The sequence below is a fragment of the Thermus brockianus genome (assembly GCF_001880325.1).
GTDB classification, from domain to species: domain Bacteria; phylum Deinococcota; class Deinococci; order Deinococcales; family Thermaceae; genus Thermus; species Thermus brockianus.
Genome location: NZ_CP016312.1, coordinates 91,404 through 107,146, shown reverse-complemented (window position 1 = coordinate 107,146; position 15,743 = coordinate 91,404). Strand labels below are relative to the sequence as shown.

General features: G+C 63.5%; 17 protein-coding genes. 7 read left to right on the top strand and 10 right to left on the bottom strand.

What is annotated here, in order from left to right:
- Positions 1-3: 3 nt before the first annotated feature.
- The 10 genes from A0O31_RS00510 to A0O31_RS00465 form a co-directional block, all read right to left on the bottom strand.
- On the bottom strand, positions 4-975 hold the full coding sequence (locus tag A0O31_RS00510) for a zinc-dependent alcohol dehydrogenase (RefSeq protein WP_071676218.1): 972 nt from the start codon (positions 973-975) through the stop codon (positions 4-6).
- A complete protein-coding gene (locus tag A0O31_RS00505; RefSeq protein ID WP_071676217.1) occupies positions 972-2,459 on the bottom strand; it encodes a tripartite tricarboxylate transporter permease in 1,488 nt (495 codons plus the stop codon). Before A0O31_RS00505 ends, A0O31_RS00510 begins: the two co-directional genes overlap by 4 nt.
- Positions 2,456-2,860 (bottom strand): tripartite tricarboxylate transporter TctB family protein, encoded by a 405-nt coding sequence (locus A0O31_RS00500; protein ID WP_071676216.1) that lies wholly within the window; start codon positions 2,858-2,860, stop codon positions 2,456-2,458. Before A0O31_RS00500 ends, A0O31_RS00505 begins: the two co-directional genes overlap by 4 nt.
- A gap of 7 nt (positions 2,861-2,867) precedes the next feature.
- The gene (locus A0O31_RS00495) at positions 2,868-3,839 is read right to left on the bottom strand and encodes a Bug family tripartite tricarboxylate transporter substrate binding protein (protein ID WP_071676215.1); all 972 of its coding nucleotides are present in this window, start codon (positions 3,837-3,839) and stop codon (positions 2,868-2,870) included.
- 103 nt (positions 3,840-3,942) lie between these two features.
- On the bottom strand, positions 3,943-5,139 hold the full coding sequence (locus A0O31_RS00490; protein ID WP_071676214.1) for a 4-hydroxybenzoate 3-monooxygenase: 1,197 nt from the start codon (positions 5,137-5,139) through the stop codon (positions 3,943-3,945).
- 4 nt (positions 5,140-5,143) lie between these two features.
- Entirely contained in the window at positions 5,144-6,448 is a 1,305-nt protein-coding gene (locus tag A0O31_RS00485; RefSeq protein WP_071676213.1) for a TRAP transporter large permease, read from the bottom strand.
- Entirely contained in the window at positions 6,445-6,861 is a 417-nt protein-coding gene (locus A0O31_RS00480; RefSeq protein WP_237259050.1) for a TRAP transporter small permease, read from the bottom strand. The genes A0O31_RS00485 and A0O31_RS00480 overlap by 4 nt, the downstream gene beginning before the upstream one ends.
- Positions 6,862-6,995: 134 nt before the next feature.
- Positions 6,996-8,108, bottom strand: a complete 1,113-nt coding sequence (locus tag A0O31_RS00475) for a TRAP transporter substrate-binding protein (RefSeq protein ID WP_071676211.1) — start codon at positions 8,106-8,108, stop codon at positions 6,996-6,998.
- Between the two features lie 66 nt (positions 8,109-8,174).
- Positions 8,175-9,146 carry a catechol 2,3-dioxygenase gene (locus tag A0O31_RS00470; protein WP_071676210.1) on the bottom strand — a complete coding sequence of 324 codons (972 nt, stop codon included), beginning with the start codon at positions 9,144-9,146 and terminating at the stop codon, positions 8,175-8,177.
- Positions 9,146-9,532 (bottom strand): carboxymuconolactone decarboxylase family protein, encoded by a 387-nt coding sequence (locus tag A0O31_RS00465; RefSeq protein WP_420833570.1) that lies wholly within the window; start codon positions 9,530-9,532, stop codon positions 9,146-9,148. Before A0O31_RS00465 ends, A0O31_RS00470 begins: the two co-directional genes overlap by 1 nt.
- Before the next feature lie 191 nt (positions 9,533-9,723).
- On the opposite strand from A0O31_RS00465, the gene A0O31_RS00460 reads away from it, so the two are divergent.
- From A0O31_RS00460 to A0O31_RS00430, 7 genes are all read left to right on the top strand, one after another.
- Entirely contained in the window at positions 9,724-10,497 is a 774-nt protein-coding gene (locus tag A0O31_RS00460) for an IclR family transcriptional regulator (RefSeq protein WP_071676208.1), read from the top strand.
- Positions 10,479-11,399, top strand: a complete 921-nt coding sequence (locus A0O31_RS00455; RefSeq protein ID WP_071676207.1) for an acetaldehyde dehydrogenase (acetylating) — start codon at positions 10,479-10,481, stop codon at positions 11,397-11,399. Before A0O31_RS00460 ends, A0O31_RS00455 begins: the two co-directional genes overlap by 19 nt.
- A complete protein-coding gene (gene dmpG, locus A0O31_RS00450; protein WP_071676206.1) occupies positions 11,396-12,439 on the top strand; it encodes a 4-hydroxy-2-oxovalerate aldolase in 1,044 nt (347 codons plus the stop codon). The genes A0O31_RS00455 and dmpG overlap by 4 nt, the downstream gene beginning before the upstream one ends.
- A gap of 114 nt (positions 12,440-12,553) precedes the next feature.
- Positions 12,554-12,748 carry a tautomerase family protein gene (locus A0O31_RS00445; protein ID WP_071676205.1) on the top strand — a complete coding sequence of 65 codons (195 nt, stop codon included), beginning with the start codon at positions 12,554-12,556 and terminating at the stop codon, positions 12,746-12,748.
- Positions 12,745-13,440 (top strand): 2-keto-4-pentenoate hydratase, encoded by a 696-nt coding sequence (locus tag A0O31_RS00440; RefSeq protein ID WP_071676204.1) that lies wholly within the window; start codon positions 12,745-12,747, stop codon positions 13,438-13,440. The genes A0O31_RS00445 and A0O31_RS00440 overlap by 4 nt, the downstream gene beginning before the upstream one ends.
- Positions 13,441-13,452: 12 nt before the next feature.
- A complete protein-coding gene (locus A0O31_RS00435) occupies positions 13,453-14,961 on the top strand; it encodes an aldehyde dehydrogenase (RefSeq protein ID WP_071676203.1) in 1,509 nt (502 codons plus the stop codon).
- Positions 14,962-14,964: 3 nt separating this feature from the next.
- On the top strand, positions 14,965-15,741 hold the full coding sequence (locus tag A0O31_RS00430; RefSeq protein ID WP_071676202.1) for a 2-keto-4-pentenoate hydratase: 777 nt from the start codon (positions 14,965-14,967) through the stop codon (positions 15,739-15,741).
- The last annotated feature ends 2 nt before the right edge of the window (positions 15,742-15,743 follow it).

The window sequence follows — 15,743 nt, the reverse complement described above, 5'->3', positions numbered from 1 at the left end:
GCTTCACCAAACCAAGACCACTTTGGGTTCGGGAACCTCGCCCTCCAGAAGGGCTAGGAAGGCTTCCTCTGCGCGCTCAGCTGGCCAGAGGCGGAAAAGGGCCTCGGGGAGCCCAGGCAGGAGGGTTATGGCCTCCTGGAACTCGTCCGGGGTGAAGAGGTAGCTTCCCAAGACAGCCTTTTCCCGAAGGACCAGGTCCTGAAGGTCCAGGGGCGCCTCTAACCCTGAAAGCCCCACCACCACCGCCCTACCCCCAGGAGCCAGGGCGCGAAGGGCCTGCACAAGGGTGGCCTCGAGGCCCACCGTGTCCAGGACCAAGGGGTAGGTGTTGGAGGGAAGGTCCTCCGCTTCCCCCGTCCACGCCGCCACGAGTCCTAGGGAAAGGAGGGTCTGTCCCCGTTGCCGCTGCGGTTCCAGGAGGTGCGCCCTTACCCCTAAGCCGTTGAGGAGCCAAGCGGCCAAAGCCCCCATGGCCCCACCCCCCACTACCAGCGCCCTTTCGCCGCTTCGGGGCTTGGCGAGCCTCACGGCGTGGAGGGCCACGGCCAAGGGCTCGGCCAAGGCCCCCTTCCAGGAGGGGAAGCCCTCGGGCAGGGGGTAGACCAGGGCTTCGGGAACCCGGATGCGCTCCGCCAGTCCCCCAGCCAGGTGAAAGCCTAGGTGCTGGCGCTTCGGGCAGAGGTGGGGTTTGCCTCCGCGGCAGGCCTCGCAGTCCCCGCAGGCTAGGGCGGGGTAAAGGGCCACTGGACGGCCCACAAGGCCAGCCGGTCCCTCCTCCACCAAGCCCGCCACCTCGTGGCCCAGGATCAGGGGCGGACGCCAGCGGGCCCGCATGGCCGGCGTCCCCTTGTACACGCTAAGGTCGCTCCCGCAGATCCCTACCGCCAGAACCTTAAGAAGAAGGCCTTCCCCCCCGGGCTCCGGGCGCTCCTCCAAGGCCAGGTGGCCGTAGTCCTTGAGAACCCAGGCCCTCATCCTTCCTCCCCTTGAGCGAGGACCTCAAAGGCCTTTAGCCGCCGGGCCTGCCGCAACCGCAGCCAGATTAAGCCCACCAGGAAGAGCAGGTTGACGAGGGCTAGGAGCATGGCCACGGGGCGCTCGAAGAAACTCCAGACGTTCCAGTGGGTCTTGATCATGCTGACCATGAGGTGTTGCTCTAGCAGGGGCCCAAGGACCATGCCCAAGACCACCTGGCCCAGGGGATAGCCCCCTAGGCGAAGGAGGAGGCCCAAAATCCCCAGCAAGGCCAGCACGTAGAGGTCAAAGGGGTTGTTGTTGATGGCGTAAGCCCCGAGGAGGCTGAGCCCAGCGATGCCGCCAAGCAACATTCCTCGGGGCAGGCGGGAAGCCAGGCTCACCAAGAAGGAGCCCAGGTACCCCACCAGGGGCATGACGAGGACGCTGGCGAGGAGGAATACCCCATAGATCTCCACCACCAGGTCCAGGTGGCGGGCAAAGAGCTCCGGGCCTGGCCGGATGCCCAGGGTGAGGAAAAGCCCGAGGACGATGGCGGTAAGGGTGTCCCCCGGAAGTCCCAGGGAAAGGGCGGGGATCCAGGTACCCGCCACGGCGGCGTTGTTGCTGGATGCGCCCGCTAGAACCACGGTCTCCTTGCTCCCCTTGGCCAGGCGCTGGAAATTGCTGGCGATCCAGGCGGCGAAATCGGAACCCGCTCCCGGTAGGAAACCGATAAAGGTGCCCAGGAGGGAAGAGCGCACAAAGAGCCGGCGCTGGCGCAGGATGAGGCGAAACGGCTCCAGGAAAAAGAGGGTGGCCGACCCCCTAAAGGCGGCGGGCTTAATGTTGGAAGAGCCCGCACCCTTTAGGAGCTGGAACAACACCTCGCTTAGGCCGAAGAGTCCGATTAGCGCCACGATGAAGTTGATGCCCCCGAGAAGGTTGACGTTGCCGAAGGTGAAACGGGGATTTCCGAGGGCAGGATCGTAACCCACCGTGGCCAGGAGCATCCCCAAGGCGAAGGCCACAAGGCCCTTGACGATGTGGGGAGCGGCCAGGACGCCGCTCGTGACCCCTAAGAGGACGAGCCAGAAGTACTCAAAGGAGGAGAACTGCCGGGCTAAAGCGGCCATGCCCCAGGACCCCACCACGAGAAGCCCCGTGCCTACCAGGCCTCCCAAGGCGGAGGGCAGGGCGGAAAGGCCTAAGGCGAAAGCAGGGCCCCGTTCCTTACCCAGCTCGTGGATTTCCTCGGTGTAGGCGGCGGAGGCTGGGGTTCCTGGGATGCGGGCCATCACCGCCCCGATGTCCCCGGCGAAGATAGCCGTGGCGCACAGGCTGATGATGGCGGCCAGGCCTACCTCCGGGGGGAGAAAAAGGGCGAAGGGGATGAAAAGGCTCAGGGCCAAGGTGGCGGTGAGCCCGGGGAGGGCTCCGAAAACCGCCCCGTATAGCCCTCCGAGGAACATGGCGAGAAGGACTTCGGGAGAAAGGAGGCTCATGCGGGTACCCCCAGCAAGCGGACAAAGACCCCGTAGGCCAAAAGCCACAAAGCCAACGCGGTCAACAACGCCCTAGGCCAGCCTTCACCCGCAAAAAGGGTTCCTACCCCGGCAGCGATGGCCGTGGCTAGGGCAACGCCCGTGCGGGACACCAAGGTGGGCGCCAGGAGAAAAAAAAGGGTCAGGAGGAGGACGGGGAGCCACGCTCTCCCCAGCCGGATGCGAGGGCCTTCCGCCTTTTCCCAGAGCAGGTAGAGCCCTCCGAGCACCAAGGCCGTGCCCAGAACCCGGGGAAAGAGCTCGGGGCCTGGCCCCTCTGCCTTGGGAAGCCCTGCGCTAAGCGCCCAGGCCAACACCCCTAGGCCGGCGGCCAGCACCCCGACAACCTTTTCCCACACCATGTCTTCCTCAGAACTTCAGGCCTAGCTCCTGCACGATCCGGTTCATAGCCTGGGTTCTTTCCTGGAGGAAAGCCGGGCTTGCCTTGCGGTCCAGATGGCGGATGACCAGATTGGCGTTCTGCATGAAACGCACAAACTCCGGGTCCTGCACCGCCTGGGCGAAGGCCTTATCCAACACATCTATGACCGAGGGTAGGGTGAACTTGGGCGCCGCCGCCATGAGGAAGGAGGCAAAGGTCCAGTCTATGCCCAGCTCTTTCAAGGTGGGGATCTCGGGGAAGGCGGGGAAGCGGCTCTCGGTCATGAAGGCCAGGTAACGGGCCTGGCCGGAACGCACCAGGTTGGCCGCTTCGCCGATGGCCACGAAGGCCACGTTCACGCCCCCGGCGATGAGTTCTTGGAGCGCCGCTGCCGCGCCTTGGGCGGGCACCCAGGGAAGCGCTTCGTCCTTAAGCCCAAGCTTCCAGAGGAATCCCAGGCGAGCGAAATCGTAGGACCCCCACTTGGCCGTGCCGGAGGCTTTGTACTTTCCGGGGTTTTGCCGGATATCCTGGATGAGTTCCTGTATGGTCTTCCAGGGCGCATCTTGGCGCACCACCACGGCCACAGGATTCAGCACCAGGAGGGAGATGGGGGAGAACATGTCGGCGCTGATTTTGGTTTGGGCAACCCAAGGGGGTAGCACGACCTCGAGGGTAATGATGCCGATGGTGTAGCCGTCAGGCCGGGCTTGGGCAATGGCCCCGTGGCCCACGGCTCCAGCACCCCCGGTGCGGTTCACCACCTGGACCGGGACCTTGAGAATCCCCTCCAACACGGGGGCCAAGGCCCGGGCGGTGAGGTCTGTGCTTCCCCCAGGAGACCAGGGGACGATGAGGGTGATGGGCCGCGAGGGGTACCGCTGGGCCCAAACCTTGCCCACGGCCAGAGCGCCCGTGGTGCCAAGTAACCACTTCAGAACTTGCCTGCGCTGGTGCATACACCACCTCCCGTGAGGGTCTGGCTAAAGTTTACCCCTTGCGGCTTCCTGAGCAAGGAGGACGTTCCGAATAACCGAACAGATGGGTCAAAATAGCCGAACCTTAAGCTAGGGTCCCCACCCATCGGCCCGTGGTGTGGTGCCCTGTGTAGTTGGTGGCTAGGAATCGTTGGAGGGGTTCTGAGGCTAGTACCTGCTTGATCTCGGCTTGGCGAAGGCCCTCGCGGAAGGGGTCGGGGTGGGTATGGAGGAGGTGGGTCATCCAATACGAGAAGTATTCCCCCTGCCACACGTGTTCCAGGCAGGTTTCCGTGTGGCGGCTTAATTTTGCCTCATCACCGGTTTTGAAAAAAGCCCAAAAGGCCTGGAACAGGGCCACCGCATCGGCCACCGCCAGGTTCATCCCCTTAGCCCCCGTGGGGGGCACCACGTGGGCGGCATCCCCTATGAGGAAAAGGCGACCATACTGCATGGGTTCGGCCACAAAGGCCCGGTGGGGGGTTAGGCTTTTTTCCAAAAGGGGGCCGGGCTGGACCTGCGCTACCCCCTCAAGGCGCAAGTTTAGTTCTTCCCAAATGCGTTCTTCTGGCCACTCTTCTAGGTTTTCCTCCGGGGACACCTGGAGGTAGTTGCGGGCCAGCGTTTTGGAGCGCATGGAGAAGAGGGCGAAGCCTCGAGGGTGGCTGGCATAGATAAGCTCGTCCGCCGCCGGGGGCGCCTCTGCCAGGATCCCAAGCCAAGCGAAGGGGTAAACCCTTTCTTTGAGGGAGAGGCCAGGGATGAACGCTCGCATGCGGCCATGGGAGCCATCAGCCCCCACCACGAAGGTGGCTTCCAGCTCCGCTTCTCGGCCCTCGGGAGTGCGGTAACGAACCCTGGGTGCGCTCGCGAGGTTTTCCAGGCCTATCACCTCGTGTTCAAAAAGGATTTCCCCTCCTTCTTCTAAAAAGCGAGCTATCATATCGCGCACAAGGTACTGCTGGCCATAGACCCAGATGCGCCATCCCTCGGCGAGGCTAGGAAAATCTATGCGGCGGAGCTCGCCGGCGTGGGCAAGGTAGATGCCTTGGTGTTCGTAGCCATTTTGCAATAGGCCTTCCCCAAGGCCTACCTGGACCAGGATTTCCCGGGTGCCCCACTCCATAACTCCCGCGCGGATACGGTGGGGACTGGTTTCTAGGTACCGCCGGGTCTTGGCCTCCAAGACCACCACGCTAAGCCCCTCCCGGTGAAGGAGGTGGTCTAGCAGAAGGCCAGCAGGTCCGGCACCAACGATGGCCACATCCGCTTTGGAGCGCATATCTTTACCTCCCCAGGGTTCCTGGTAGCCAAAGCGCCAGTTGCGGGAACAGGAAAAGAAGGCCAACCAAGGCAAAGAGGGGGATCAGAAAAAGCATCACCCAGCGGAAGATGGCTTCTAAGGAAACGTCGGGGAGCATGGCTTTCACCACATATACATTCACCCCCACCGGGGGGGTAATAACCCCCATTTCCGCTGTTAGCACCACCAAGACTCCAAACCAAATGGGATCAAACCCTAACCTCTGGACTACAGGGAAGAAGACGGGAACCAGGAGGGTGACCAGGGCCATGGAGTCCATGAAAAAACCCCCCAGAAAGAAGATGAAAACAATGGCAAAAAGGATACTTTCTGGACCTAGAGGAAGGGTTTCCACCCAATCGGCAAGGTGGAAAGGTATACGGGTGAGGACGAGAAAACGACCGAACAACGTTGCTCCGGCGATGAGGGTGAGGATCATAATGGATGTGCGTAAACTTTCTGCAGTGGCTGCCACAAAGCTTGCCCAGGTGAACCGGCGGTTAATGGCGGCAAAAGCCAGGGAGCCTGCTGCTCCAATAGCTCCTGCCTGTGTAGGGCTGAACCATCCCCAAAAAAGCCCTCCCACAACCAAGACGAACAAGAGGGGAACCTGCCATGCACCTAGAAGCGCACGGAAACGCTCTTCCCAAGGTTTGGACTCTGCGGGTGGAGCCGAGTTGGGGCGCCAAAGGGCCACCCCGTAGGCAGTGGCCGCTAAAAGAAGGGTAAGTACAATGCCAGGAAGTATCCCTGCCAAGAAAAGGTGTCCCACGGGTTGGGTAGTGAGAAAGGCGTAGACCAAGAAAACGGTGCTGGGAGGGATGAGGATGCCCAAGGCACCCCCTGCGGCCACGGTGGCCCCGGAGAAAGCAGGATCGTAGCCATAGCGCCGCATTTCCGGAAGGGCCATGCGTCCCATGGCAGCAGCGGTGGCGGCGCTGGAACCAGAAACGGAGGCAAACCCAGAACAGGCCAAAATCGTGGCCACACCTAACCCTCCCCGCAGGGGTCCCACCAAGGCGTAGAAGGCTCGGTACAGCACCTCACCCAGGCCTGCCATGGAAGCGTAGTAGCCCATTAGGACAAAGAGGGTAATGGCGCTGAGGCTATAGCTGGAAAACTGGTTAAAGACATCGCGGGCAGCTAAGCTAGCAGCGGCATCCAGCGGTATGAGAACCGCCATACCCACAAGGCCCACCAAGGCCATGGCAAAAGCCACCGGTACACCCAAGCCGAAGAGGATTAGGAGAACGAGGATGCCCAGCAGTCCGAGTTCCGTGGGGTTCATTGGCGCTCCCTTATCTTCAAGAGTCCCTCTAGGAACAGATAGAACCCATAGAGGGAATTCAATACCAATAGTCCCCAAAAGGCGTACACGAAGGGATACACGGGGACCCGCAGCCCCGGTAGGACCTCTCCGGATAGGACAAGCCCTTGTGCAAAGCGCCAAGTATATAGGGCGATGGTGGCAAAGAATGCAGCGATCAAAAGTTGGCCCGTGGCGCTGAGAAGTCCCCTGAGCGGATGAGGCAAGAGGTGTAGCGCGTACTCCACATGGATGTGGCGGCCCAGGAGGAGGGTCATGCCCATACCAGCACCTACCGCCAAGAGCTGCGCAAAGCTTACCAATTCCGTGGCCCCACTCAGGGGGGACTTGAATACCTTGGCGCCTATAACGTCCCAAAGCGTGGTGCCTAGCATGACCCAAAGACCGAATACCCCGACTGCCTCACCGAGTTTTCCCAAGACAAAGATGCGTTGCCTTAACCCCATAAAGCGCCCTTTCGTCGGGAAAAGCCCCGCTTTAGAATTCGCGGGGCTTTTCCCGGAGGGGATCAGAGCTGGATCCGAACGGAAGCGGGACCGGTGGAGGACTTGATGCCCCGCCGTTCTTGTTCGCGCAACCAGTAGGCGATGCGATCGCGGATAAAACGAAGGCGCGCCTGCACCTCGCTTTCGCTTACCCCTTTGGCAGCTAGGTTGCGGGTGTAGTCCTGGATAAGACGGTCGGCGGCCTGCGTGAAACGGGCTATCTCCTCTTGGGGAAGTTGAATGACGTCCACCTTGGTATCCTTGACGGCATAGCGATACCCATCTATGTCCACCTGGTTCCACATAGCGGCAAGTTTTTCTACAAATTCGCTTTTCACGTAGTTGCTGATCACATCTCGCAGTTCCTGGGGAAGCCCGTTCCACGCTTGCTGGTTAGCTACGATGTAGAAGGTGTGTACCTGGCCCACTTGCCAGATTTCCGTGACATAGCGGATGACTTCCCCGAGGCGGAAGGTGACAAGCGTTTCGTAAGGGATCATCAACCCGTCAATTACCCTTTTGGAAACGTTATCGTATGCCTCAGGCATGGGGATGGGACGGGCTGTGGCACCTAAGGCCTCTGCAAACCGGCCAATATACCCTACGCCGCGCAGGGTCATACCCCTGAGGTCCTCTAGGCGACGCACGGGCTTTTGCGCACTGAAGATTTCCATCACCGGGGAAGCGTGCAAGGTAATCATTACAGTATCGGCCCACTCCTTTGGGCGGTAGCGCTCGTAGAACTCGTGGGCCACATGGGTGGCCACCCACGCATTGGGGAAACCGAGGGGTAAGTCCAGGATCTCGGTCTCGGCGAAACGGCCAAAGTTATAGGCTAGGTTGGTGATGCCCAGGTGGGCCACGCCCTGAACTACCCCATCGTAGATGGCGGCTGGACCTAAAAGCGTACCGCCATGGTAGGTTTCCACACGCACCCGCCCTCCCGTAAGCCTCTGGATATCGGTGGCGAATTGATCTATAAGCTTGCTCTGGGCTGCGGGCGCTGGAAAGTAGTTAGCAAAGCGCAACGTATACGTACGGGTTTGAGCGTAAACGTTCACAAAGCGCGTAGAAGCGGTGGCCCCTAAAAGTCCGAGTCCTGCCTTGAGTACCTGCCTGCGGTTTAGCTTGCGCATCTTCCCCTCCTTGGGTTCCGCGTCTAGGCTAGCATATAGGTGGCTAAAGTGTCAACAATTTTGTCCTCAAAATGCCACGCCCTTGGCTATGGGGGGTGTACCGTACGTGTAAAACGTTTCCGGGAGTTGTCCGCCGAACCAGATGGTGCTCTTTTCCAGGTCGTTCACGTTGGTCACGTCCCAGACCACCGTCTTCCAGGTGGGGTCAAAGATGAGGTAGCCGGTGTCGCCGAAGAGTTCCACCCGGGTTCCCCCCGGCTCAAAGACGTACATGAAGTAGGCCTGCGTGGTCCCGTGCTTGCCCGGCCCTGCCTCAATCCGCACGTCGTATTCCATGCACAGGTCCGCCAAATCCATCAGGTGTTGGGGGTACCCGTACCAGAAAGCGATGTGGTGGAAGCGCCCCTTTGAACCCGTGGCGTCCCGCATAAGGCCGATCTCGTGGACCAGAGGGCTCACGGAAAGCCAGGCCCCAAGCTCCTCGCCTTCCCCGCGCACCTTTTGCTCCCGAAGCTTGAAGCCAAGCACTTCCTCAAAGAAGCGCCGGTTCGGCGTGACCTCGGAGCAGAGGCAGTTCACGTGGTCTAGACGGCGCACCGGAACGCCTCTTAAAGGCCTTCGGGAAGGACGGTTCTTGAGCTTGCTCCGCTTCTCGGGGGGAGCTTCGTAGTACTCCACTTCAAAAAGGAGCTCCATCCGGTGCCCATCGGGGGTGACAAACTGGTAGGCGGGGCCGTGGCCCAAATCCCCCTCTATCCAACCCTTTCCCAGGCCGGATGCCTCGAGGGCCTCCACCCGCCGCTTTAGGGCCTCTGGGGAAGCGGTGCGCCAGGCGATGTGGCCTAAGCCCGCCTCCTTGGCCTCGGTGATCTTAAGGGTGTGGTGATACCAGTCCTCGTAGGCCCGGAGGTAGACGGAGTTCCCATCACGGGCGCTGACCTCGAGGCCCAAGAGCTCCGTGAAAAACCACAAGGTGCCCTCGGGGTTAGGGGTCAAGATCTCCGCATGCGCCAACTGCACCACATCAAACCCTTCCATCACAGCCTCCCTTCCTCCTCCATGCGAAGGATCTCCTGGATTACTTCAGCCCCGCGGTTGGCAGCGGGCAGCCCCCGGAAGAGGAAGGCAAGCCCCACCACCGCATTGAGCTCCTCGTAGGTGGCCCCGGCCCGCCGGGCGGCGATGGCGTGGAGCTTGGCGGCATCGGAAAGGTCCATAAGGAGCATGCCAAAGAGCATGAGTTGAGCCGTCTTCACGTCAAAGCAGGGGGGATACATGAGGCGGGCCCGGAGTTCTTCTTGCATCCGCAGGGTATCCGGGTCCAACCGGGCAAGCAGGTCCGTCCGGGCCTGGATTCTAGGCGGGACGAAACCGATGAGTTCCCGGTAGCGATCGCGGAGGCGCTCCAACTCTTCGGTGGACATGCGGAGTTCCGGCTTGGGCACGGGCTCTACCTCCCTTGTGGATCCCTTACGGGTGATTCAACCCCACCTTAGGCCGATAAGCGGTGGGGCCGCAAGGGCATCGTTCTTCTATGCCGAACGAGCAGTTCGTATATCCTGAAACGAGGTATCGGCGCCAAAGGCGAGAGAGGTTACCCTCAGAGGTGAGGCCCATGCTGGGAACGGTACAGAAGGTTGGCGAGGTCCTGGAACTCTTCTCCCAAGACCGCTCGGAGTGGGGGGTAAGCGAGGTGGCCAAGGCCCTGGGCATCCCCAAGTCCAGCGCCCATTCCCTCCTGGCCACCCTGAGCCAGATCGGGCTCTTGAAGCGCAGCCGGGAGGGGCGGTACCGCCTGGGCTGGCGCATCCTTGCCCTTTCCCAGGTGCTCCTTTCCACGAGCTCCTGGCGGCAGGAGGCCCGTCGGGCCATGGAGGAGCTGGTGGCCCGCTACGGGGAGACCACCCACCTGGCGGTTCTGGAGTGCGGCCGGGTGGTCTACGTGGAGAAGCTGGAGGGAACCCGGGCGGTGCGGGTGGTGAACACCGGAATAGGGGTGGAACTCCCGGCCCACTGCAGCGGGGTGGGGAAGGTCCTCTTGGCCTTCCGCCCCTGGGAGGAGGTGGAAAGGATTCTGGCGGCACGGGGGATGCCCGCCTTTACCCCCAACACCATCACCACCTTGGACGAGCTCAAAACCGAACTCCAGGCGGTGCGGGAACGTGGCTACGCTTACGACATCGAGGAGGTGGTGCCGGAGCTTTGCTGCGTGGCCGCTCCCATCCGCGACCACACGGGAGAGGTCATCGCCGCCATGAGCCTCTCCGTGCCCTTTTACCGTTTCCAGCAGATGAAGGAGGAGTACCGGAGGGCCATCCTCGAGGCCACCCGTGCCGTTTCCGAGCGGCTCGGGTACATGGGGGAGCCAGCATGGACAAGGTCAAGGTAGCCATTCTCGGTTCAGGCAACATCGGCACCGATTTGATGTACAAGCTTTTGAAGGACCCTGGGCACATGGAGCTGGTGGCGGTGGTGGGGATAGACCCGAATTCGGAGGGTTTGGCGCGGGCCCGGTCCTTGGGTTTGGAGGCGAGCCCGGAGGGGATCGGGTACCTTTTGGAGAGGCCGGAGATCCGGATCGTCTTTGACGCCACGAGCGCCAAGGCCCACGTGCGGCACGCCAAGCTCTTGAGGGAGGCGGGGAAGATCGCCATTGACCTGACCCCGGCGGCGCGGGGGCCGTACGTGGTGCCGCCGGTGAACCTGAAGGAACACCTGGACAAGGAGAACGTCAACCTGATCACCTGCGGGGGCCAGGCCACGATTCCCCTGGTGTACGCGGTGCACCGGGTGGTGCCGGCCCTGTACGCGGAGATGGTGTCCACGGTGGCCTCCCGCTCCGCGGGACCTGGGACGCGGCAGAACATTGACGAGTTCACCTTTACCACGGCCCGGGGCCTGGAGGCGATTGGTGGGGCGAGGCGTGGGAAGGCCATCATCATCCTGAACCCGGCGGAGCCGCCCATCATCATGACGAACACGGTGCGGGTGGTCCCGGAGACGGAGGCTTTTGAGCGGGAGGCCATTGTGGCCAGCGTGCGGGCCATGGAGCGGGAGGTGCAGGCCTACGTGCCGGGGTACCGCTTGAAGGCGGACCCGGTGTTTGAGCGGCTGCCCACGCCCTGGGGGGAGCGGACGGTGGTGTCCATGCTTTTGGAGGTGGAGGGGGCTGGGGACTACCTGCCGAGGTACGCGGGGAACCTGGACATCATGACGGCTTCAGCGCGGCGGGTGGGGGAGGTGTTTGCCCAGCACCTTTTGGGGAAGCCGGTGGGGGAGGTGGTGGCGTGAGCTGGGACCTAGAAGGGGCCAAGCCGCCGGTGGTGGTGGACACCACCTTGCGGGACGGTTCCCACGCCCACCGGCACCAGTACACGGTGGCGGAGGCCAGGGCCATCGCCCGGGCCTTGGACGAGGCTGGGGTGTATGGGATAGAGGTTGCCCACGGGGACGGGCTTGGGGGTAGCTCCCTGCAGTACGGCTTCTCCCGCGTGGACGAGCTGGAACTCATCCGGGCGGTGCGGGAGGAGGTGAGGCGGGCCAAGGTGGCGGCCTTGCTCCTTCCCGGGATCGGGACCCGCAAGGAGCTGAGGGAGGCGGTGGAGGCGGGGATCCAGATGGTGCGCATCGCCACCCAGTGCACGGAGGCGGACATCTCCGAGCAGCACTTCGGGATGGCCAAGGAGATGGGCCTCATAGCGGTGGGCTTCCTCATGATGAGCCACATGCGCCCGCCGGAGTTTTTGGCGGAACAGGCCCGCCTCATGGAGTCCTACGGGGCGGACGTGGTGTACATCGTGGACTCCGCGGGGGCCATGCTGCCGCAGGACGCCTACGCCCGGGTGAAGGCCCTGAAGGGGGCCCTTACCCGGGCCCAGGTGGGCTTCCACGCCCACAACAACCTGGGCTTGGCCATCGGGAACACCCTGGCGGCCCTGGCGGCTGGGGCGGACTGGGTGGACGGGACCTTAAGGGGGTACGGGGCGGGGGCTGGGAACGCGGCCACGGAGGTATTGGCGGCGGTTTTGGACAAGGCGGGGCTCAACCCGGGGCTGGACGTCTTCAAACTCCTGGACGCGGCGGAGTACGTGATGGGGCCCATCCTGCACTTCCAGCCCTACCCGGACCGGGACTCCATCGCCATCGGGTATGCTGGGGTGTACTCTACCTTCCTTTTGCACGCCAAGCGCATTGGCAAGGAGTTTGGGGTGGACCCCTTGGCCATCCTCTTGGAGCTTGGCCGGCGCCAGGCGGTGGCGGGGCAGGAGGACTGGATCCTGCGGGTGGCCCTGGAGCTCAAGGAGAAGGAAGCCGGGGCCTTGGCCGACTAGGAAGGGGCTATGAAGCGGCCTCGTTTCGCGGGCCCAGGAAGGTTAGGTCCGGTCTTGGGGGGTTTGGTGTCCCGGATTACCCCTCTTCGGCGGGCCTTGTAAGGGGGCACGGAGATGGTAGTCCTTAAGGTGACCCTATTGGAGGGGCGCCCGCTGGAGAAAAAGCGGGAGCTGGTGAGGCGGCTGACGGAGATGGCGGCGCGCCTCTTGCAGGAACCTCACGAGGAAATCCGCGTCATCCTCTACGAGGTGCGGCGCGACCAGTGGGCGGCGGGAGGGGTGCTCTTTTCGGACAAGGAGGGGGCATGACGCTTTTGGAGGCGGTGCGGCAGGCCCGCCAAACGGGCAAAACCCTTCCTGGCGGCCGGGACTGGGGTGTGGACCTTTCCGGGGCCTACCGCATCCAGGAGGCCCTTTTCCCGGGGCCCTTGAAGGGGTATAAGCTCGGGCTGGTTTCCGAGGCCAAGCAGCGGCAGATGGGCCTTTCCGAGCCCACCTTTGGCCGGGTCCACCCAGGGATGCTTTGGGAGAAGCCGGTACTTAGCTGCTTTATCCAGCCCCGGGTGGAGCCCGAGGTGGCGGTGGTGCTCAGGGAGGACGTGCCTCCCGGGGCCTCCGCGGGCCGGGCCTATGCCGCCATCGGAGGGTTTTTCCTGGCAGTGGACCTTTTGGACTCCGTGTGGGAAGGATACCGCTTCACCGCCATAGAGGTGGTGGCGGACAACACCTCAGGGGGCGGGTTTCTTTTGGGCACCAAGCGGTACGCCCGCCCCCCCAAAGGGGTCCTTCGGCTTTACCTGAACGGGGAGAAGGTGGCGGAGGGCCCCGTGGAGGCCTTGGGGGACCCGGGGGTGCGGCTTTCCTGGCTGGCGGAGCGGGTTGGGGGGCTTCGGGCGGGCCAGGTGATCTTCCTGGGCTCCCCGGCACCGGCGGCGCCCTTAGGGCAAGGGGTTTTGGAGCTTTGGGGCGAGGGGGGCGTGCTCCTCGCCCGGGTGGAGTGAGGAGGTTGGACCATGGTGGAGCCCAAAATCTACAAGGAAACGGTGGAGCGGCTTAAGGCGCTGGGCTTTCCCTTTGAGCTTCCCCTCGATGTGACCCACTACATCGGCGGCGAGTTCGTGCGGGGGGAGAACTTCTTCCCCGTGGTCTACCCGGCCACGGGGGAGGTGATCGGCACCGCCCCCGAGGGGCGGGAAAAAGAGGTGGAGATGGCGGTGCAGGCGGCCCACGAGGCCTTTCAGAAGTGGGGGAAGATGCCCCCAAGCCAGAGGCGGCCTTATCTCCGCCGCTTCGCCGAGAAGATCCGGGAGTACAAACCCGTCTTTGAGGTGCTGGAAAGCCTGGACGTGGGGCGGCCCATCCACGAGAACCGCCTCGGGTATGTGGACCGCATGGCGAACAACATAGAGTTCTTCGCCGACTTCGCCGTGACCCACGGCTCCGAGGCTTACCCCATGGAAAACGGCTACATCAACTACGTCCTGCGTTTCCCCGTGGGGGTGGCGGCCCTCATCACCCCCTGGAACATGCCCAGCATGCTCGCCACCTGGAAGATTGGCCCCACCCTGGCCTTCGGCAACACCGCCGTGCTTAAGCCGGCGGAGTTCACCCCCTTGGGGGCCTGGCTCCTTGCCCGTTGCGCCCACGAGGCGGGGCTTCCCCCTGGGGTCTTCAACGTGGTCCACGGCTTCGGGCCCAACTCCGCCGGGGAGCTCCTCACCAAGCACCCCTTGGTGCGCCTCGTTTCCTTCACGGGGGAGACCACCACGGGGAAGGTCATCATGAAAAACGCCGCCGACACCCTGAAGCGGCTCTCCATGGAGCTCGGGGGGAAAGCCCCTAACCTCATCTTTGAAAGCGCCGACCTGGAGCGGGCGGTGGAGGTGACCCTGCGGGCAAGCTTCTTCAACCAGGGGGAGGTGTGCCTGGCAGGCTCCCGCCTCCTCGTCCAGCGCTCCATCTACGAGGCCTTTTTGGACAAACTGGTGGCGGCGGCCAAGGCCCTCAAGGTGGGGGACCCCTTGGACCCCGAGACCCGCATGGGGGCCCTCATCGCTGAGGAGCACCTGCAGAAGGTCATGTCCTACGTGGAGATCGCCCGGGAAACCGCCACCATCCTCACGGGGGGCAAGCGGCCCGAGCTACCCCACCCCTTTGACAAGGGCTACTTCCTGGAGCCCACGGTGGTGGTGGACGTGAAGCCCTCGGACAAGGTCTGCCAGGAGGAGATCTTCGGCCCCATGGTGGTGGTGATGCCCTTTGACACCGAGGAGGAGGCCATAGCCCTCGCCAACAACACCCCTTACGGCCTGAACGCTATTGTCCAGACCCGGGACGTGGGCCAGGCGGTGCGGGTGTCGGAGGCCCTCGAGGTGGGCACGGTCTGGGTGAACGACTGGTTCGTGCGGGACCTGCGGGTGCCCTTCGGCGGGGCCAAGCAGTCGGGGATTGGCCGCGAGGGAGGGCATTACGGCTACGAGTTCTACTACGAGACCAAGAACGTCTGCATCGCCAACCGGTGAGCCATGAGCCCCGAAACCTTCGCGCAGGAGCTGGAAACGGCTTGGGAGGCGAGGAGGCCCATAGAACCCCTTTCCGAGCGGGGCCTCCAGGGGTTGGAGGCCGCCTACCGGGTCCAGGAGGCCTGGAACCGCCTGCGCCTCGCCAAGGGGGACCGGGTGGTGGGGCGCAAGATCGGCCTCACCTCGAGGGCGGTCCAGGAGCAGCTGGGCGTGGACCAGCCGGACTTCGGCAACCTCTGGGCGAGCCGCTTCCTGGGGGTGGGGGAGCGGGCTGAGGTGGAGGCCTCCCTTTTCCTCCAGCCCCGGGTGGAAGGGGAACTGGCCTTCCTCATGGGAAGGCGCCTTCAGGGCCCCCACGTGACCCCGCAGGAGGTGCTGGCCGCCACGGAGGCGGTGGCCTTCGCCCTGGAGATCGTGGACTCCCGCATCCGGGACTGGCGGATCCGCATAGAGGACACCATCGCCGACAACGCCTCCTTCGGGGCCTTTTTTGTGGGGCCTTGGGAGCGGGCCTTGCTGGAGGAGGACCTCTCCGCTTTGGGCCTCGTGCTCTACAAGAACGGGGAAGTGGTGGCCCAGGGGGCGGGGGCGGCCTGCCTGGGGCACCCGGCCAGGGCGGTGGCCTGGCTCGCCAACGCCCTGGCCGCCTTCGGGGTGGCCCTGGAGCCGGGGGACATCGTCATGTCCGGGGCCTGGGCCCCGGTGCAGGTGGCCCGCCCGGGCGACCTCTTCACCTTGGTGGGGACGGGGGGAAGGGCCCTATCCTTGCGCTTTGTCTAGCG

What these genes read in the sequence shown, in the direction of transcription:
- A0O31_RS00510 (WP_071676218.1), bottom strand. Translation starts at nt 975, where the DNA reads ATGAGGGCCTGGGTTCTCAAGGACTACGGCCACCTGGCCTTGGAGGAG.
- A0O31_RS00505 (WP_071676217.1), bottom strand. Translation starts at nt 2,459, where the DNA reads ATGAGCCTCCTTTCTCCCGAAGTCCTTCTCGCCATGTTCCTCGGAGGG.
- A0O31_RS00500 (WP_071676216.1), bottom strand. Translation starts at nt 2,860, where the DNA reads ATGGTGTGGGAAAAGGTTGTCGGGGTGCTGGCCGCCGGCCTAGGGGTG.
- A0O31_RS00495 (WP_071676215.1), bottom strand. Translation starts at nt 3,839, where the DNA reads ATGCACCAGCGCAGGCAAGTTCTGAAGTGGTTACTTGGCACCACGGGC.
- A0O31_RS00490 (WP_071676214.1), bottom strand. Translation starts at nt 5,139, where the DNA reads ATGCGCTCCAAAGCGGATGTGGCCATCGTTGGTGCCGGACCTGCTGGC.
- A0O31_RS00485 (WP_071676213.1), bottom strand. Translation starts at nt 6,448, where the DNA reads ATGAACCCCACGGAACTCGGACTGCTGGGCATCCTCGTTCTCCTAATC.
- A0O31_RS00480 (WP_237259050.1), bottom strand. Translation starts at nt 6,861, where the DNA reads ATGCTAGGCACCACGCTTTGGGACGTTATAGGCGCCAAGGTATTCAAG.
- A0O31_RS00475 (WP_071676211.1), bottom strand. Translation starts at nt 8,108, where the DNA reads ATGCGCAAGCTAAACCGCAGGCAGGTACTCAAGGCAGGACTCGGACTT.
- A0O31_RS00470 (WP_071676210.1), bottom strand. Translation starts at nt 9,146, where the DNA reads ATGGAAGGGTTTGATGTGGTGCAGTTGGCGCATGCGGAGATCTTGACC.
- A0O31_RS00465 (WP_420833570.1), bottom strand. Translation starts at nt 9,532, where the DNA reads ATGTCCACCGAAGAGTTGGAGCGCCTCCGCGATCGCTACCGGGAACTC.
- A0O31_RS00460 (WP_071676208.1), top strand. Translation starts at nt 9,724, where the DNA reads ATGCTGGGAACGGTACAGAAGGTTGGCGAGGTCCTGGAACTCTTCTCC.
- A0O31_RS00455 (WP_071676207.1), top strand. Translation starts at nt 10,479, where the DNA reads ATGGACAAGGTCAAGGTAGCCATTCTCGGTTCAGGCAACATCGGCACC.
- A0O31_RS00445 (WP_071676205.1), top strand. Translation starts at nt 12,554, where the DNA reads ATGGTAGTCCTTAAGGTGACCCTATTGGAGGGGCGCCCGCTGGAGAAA.
- A0O31_RS00440 (WP_071676204.1), top strand. Translation starts at nt 12,745, where the DNA reads ATGACGCTTTTGGAGGCGGTGCGGCAGGCCCGCCAAACGGGCAAAACC.
- A0O31_RS00435 (WP_071676203.1), top strand. Translation starts at nt 13,453, where the DNA reads ATGGTGGAGCCCAAAATCTACAAGGAAACGGTGGAGCGGCTTAAGGCG.
- A0O31_RS00430 (WP_071676202.1), top strand. Translation starts at nt 14,965, where the DNA reads ATGAGCCCCGAAACCTTCGCGCAGGAGCTGGAAACGGCTTGGGAGGCG.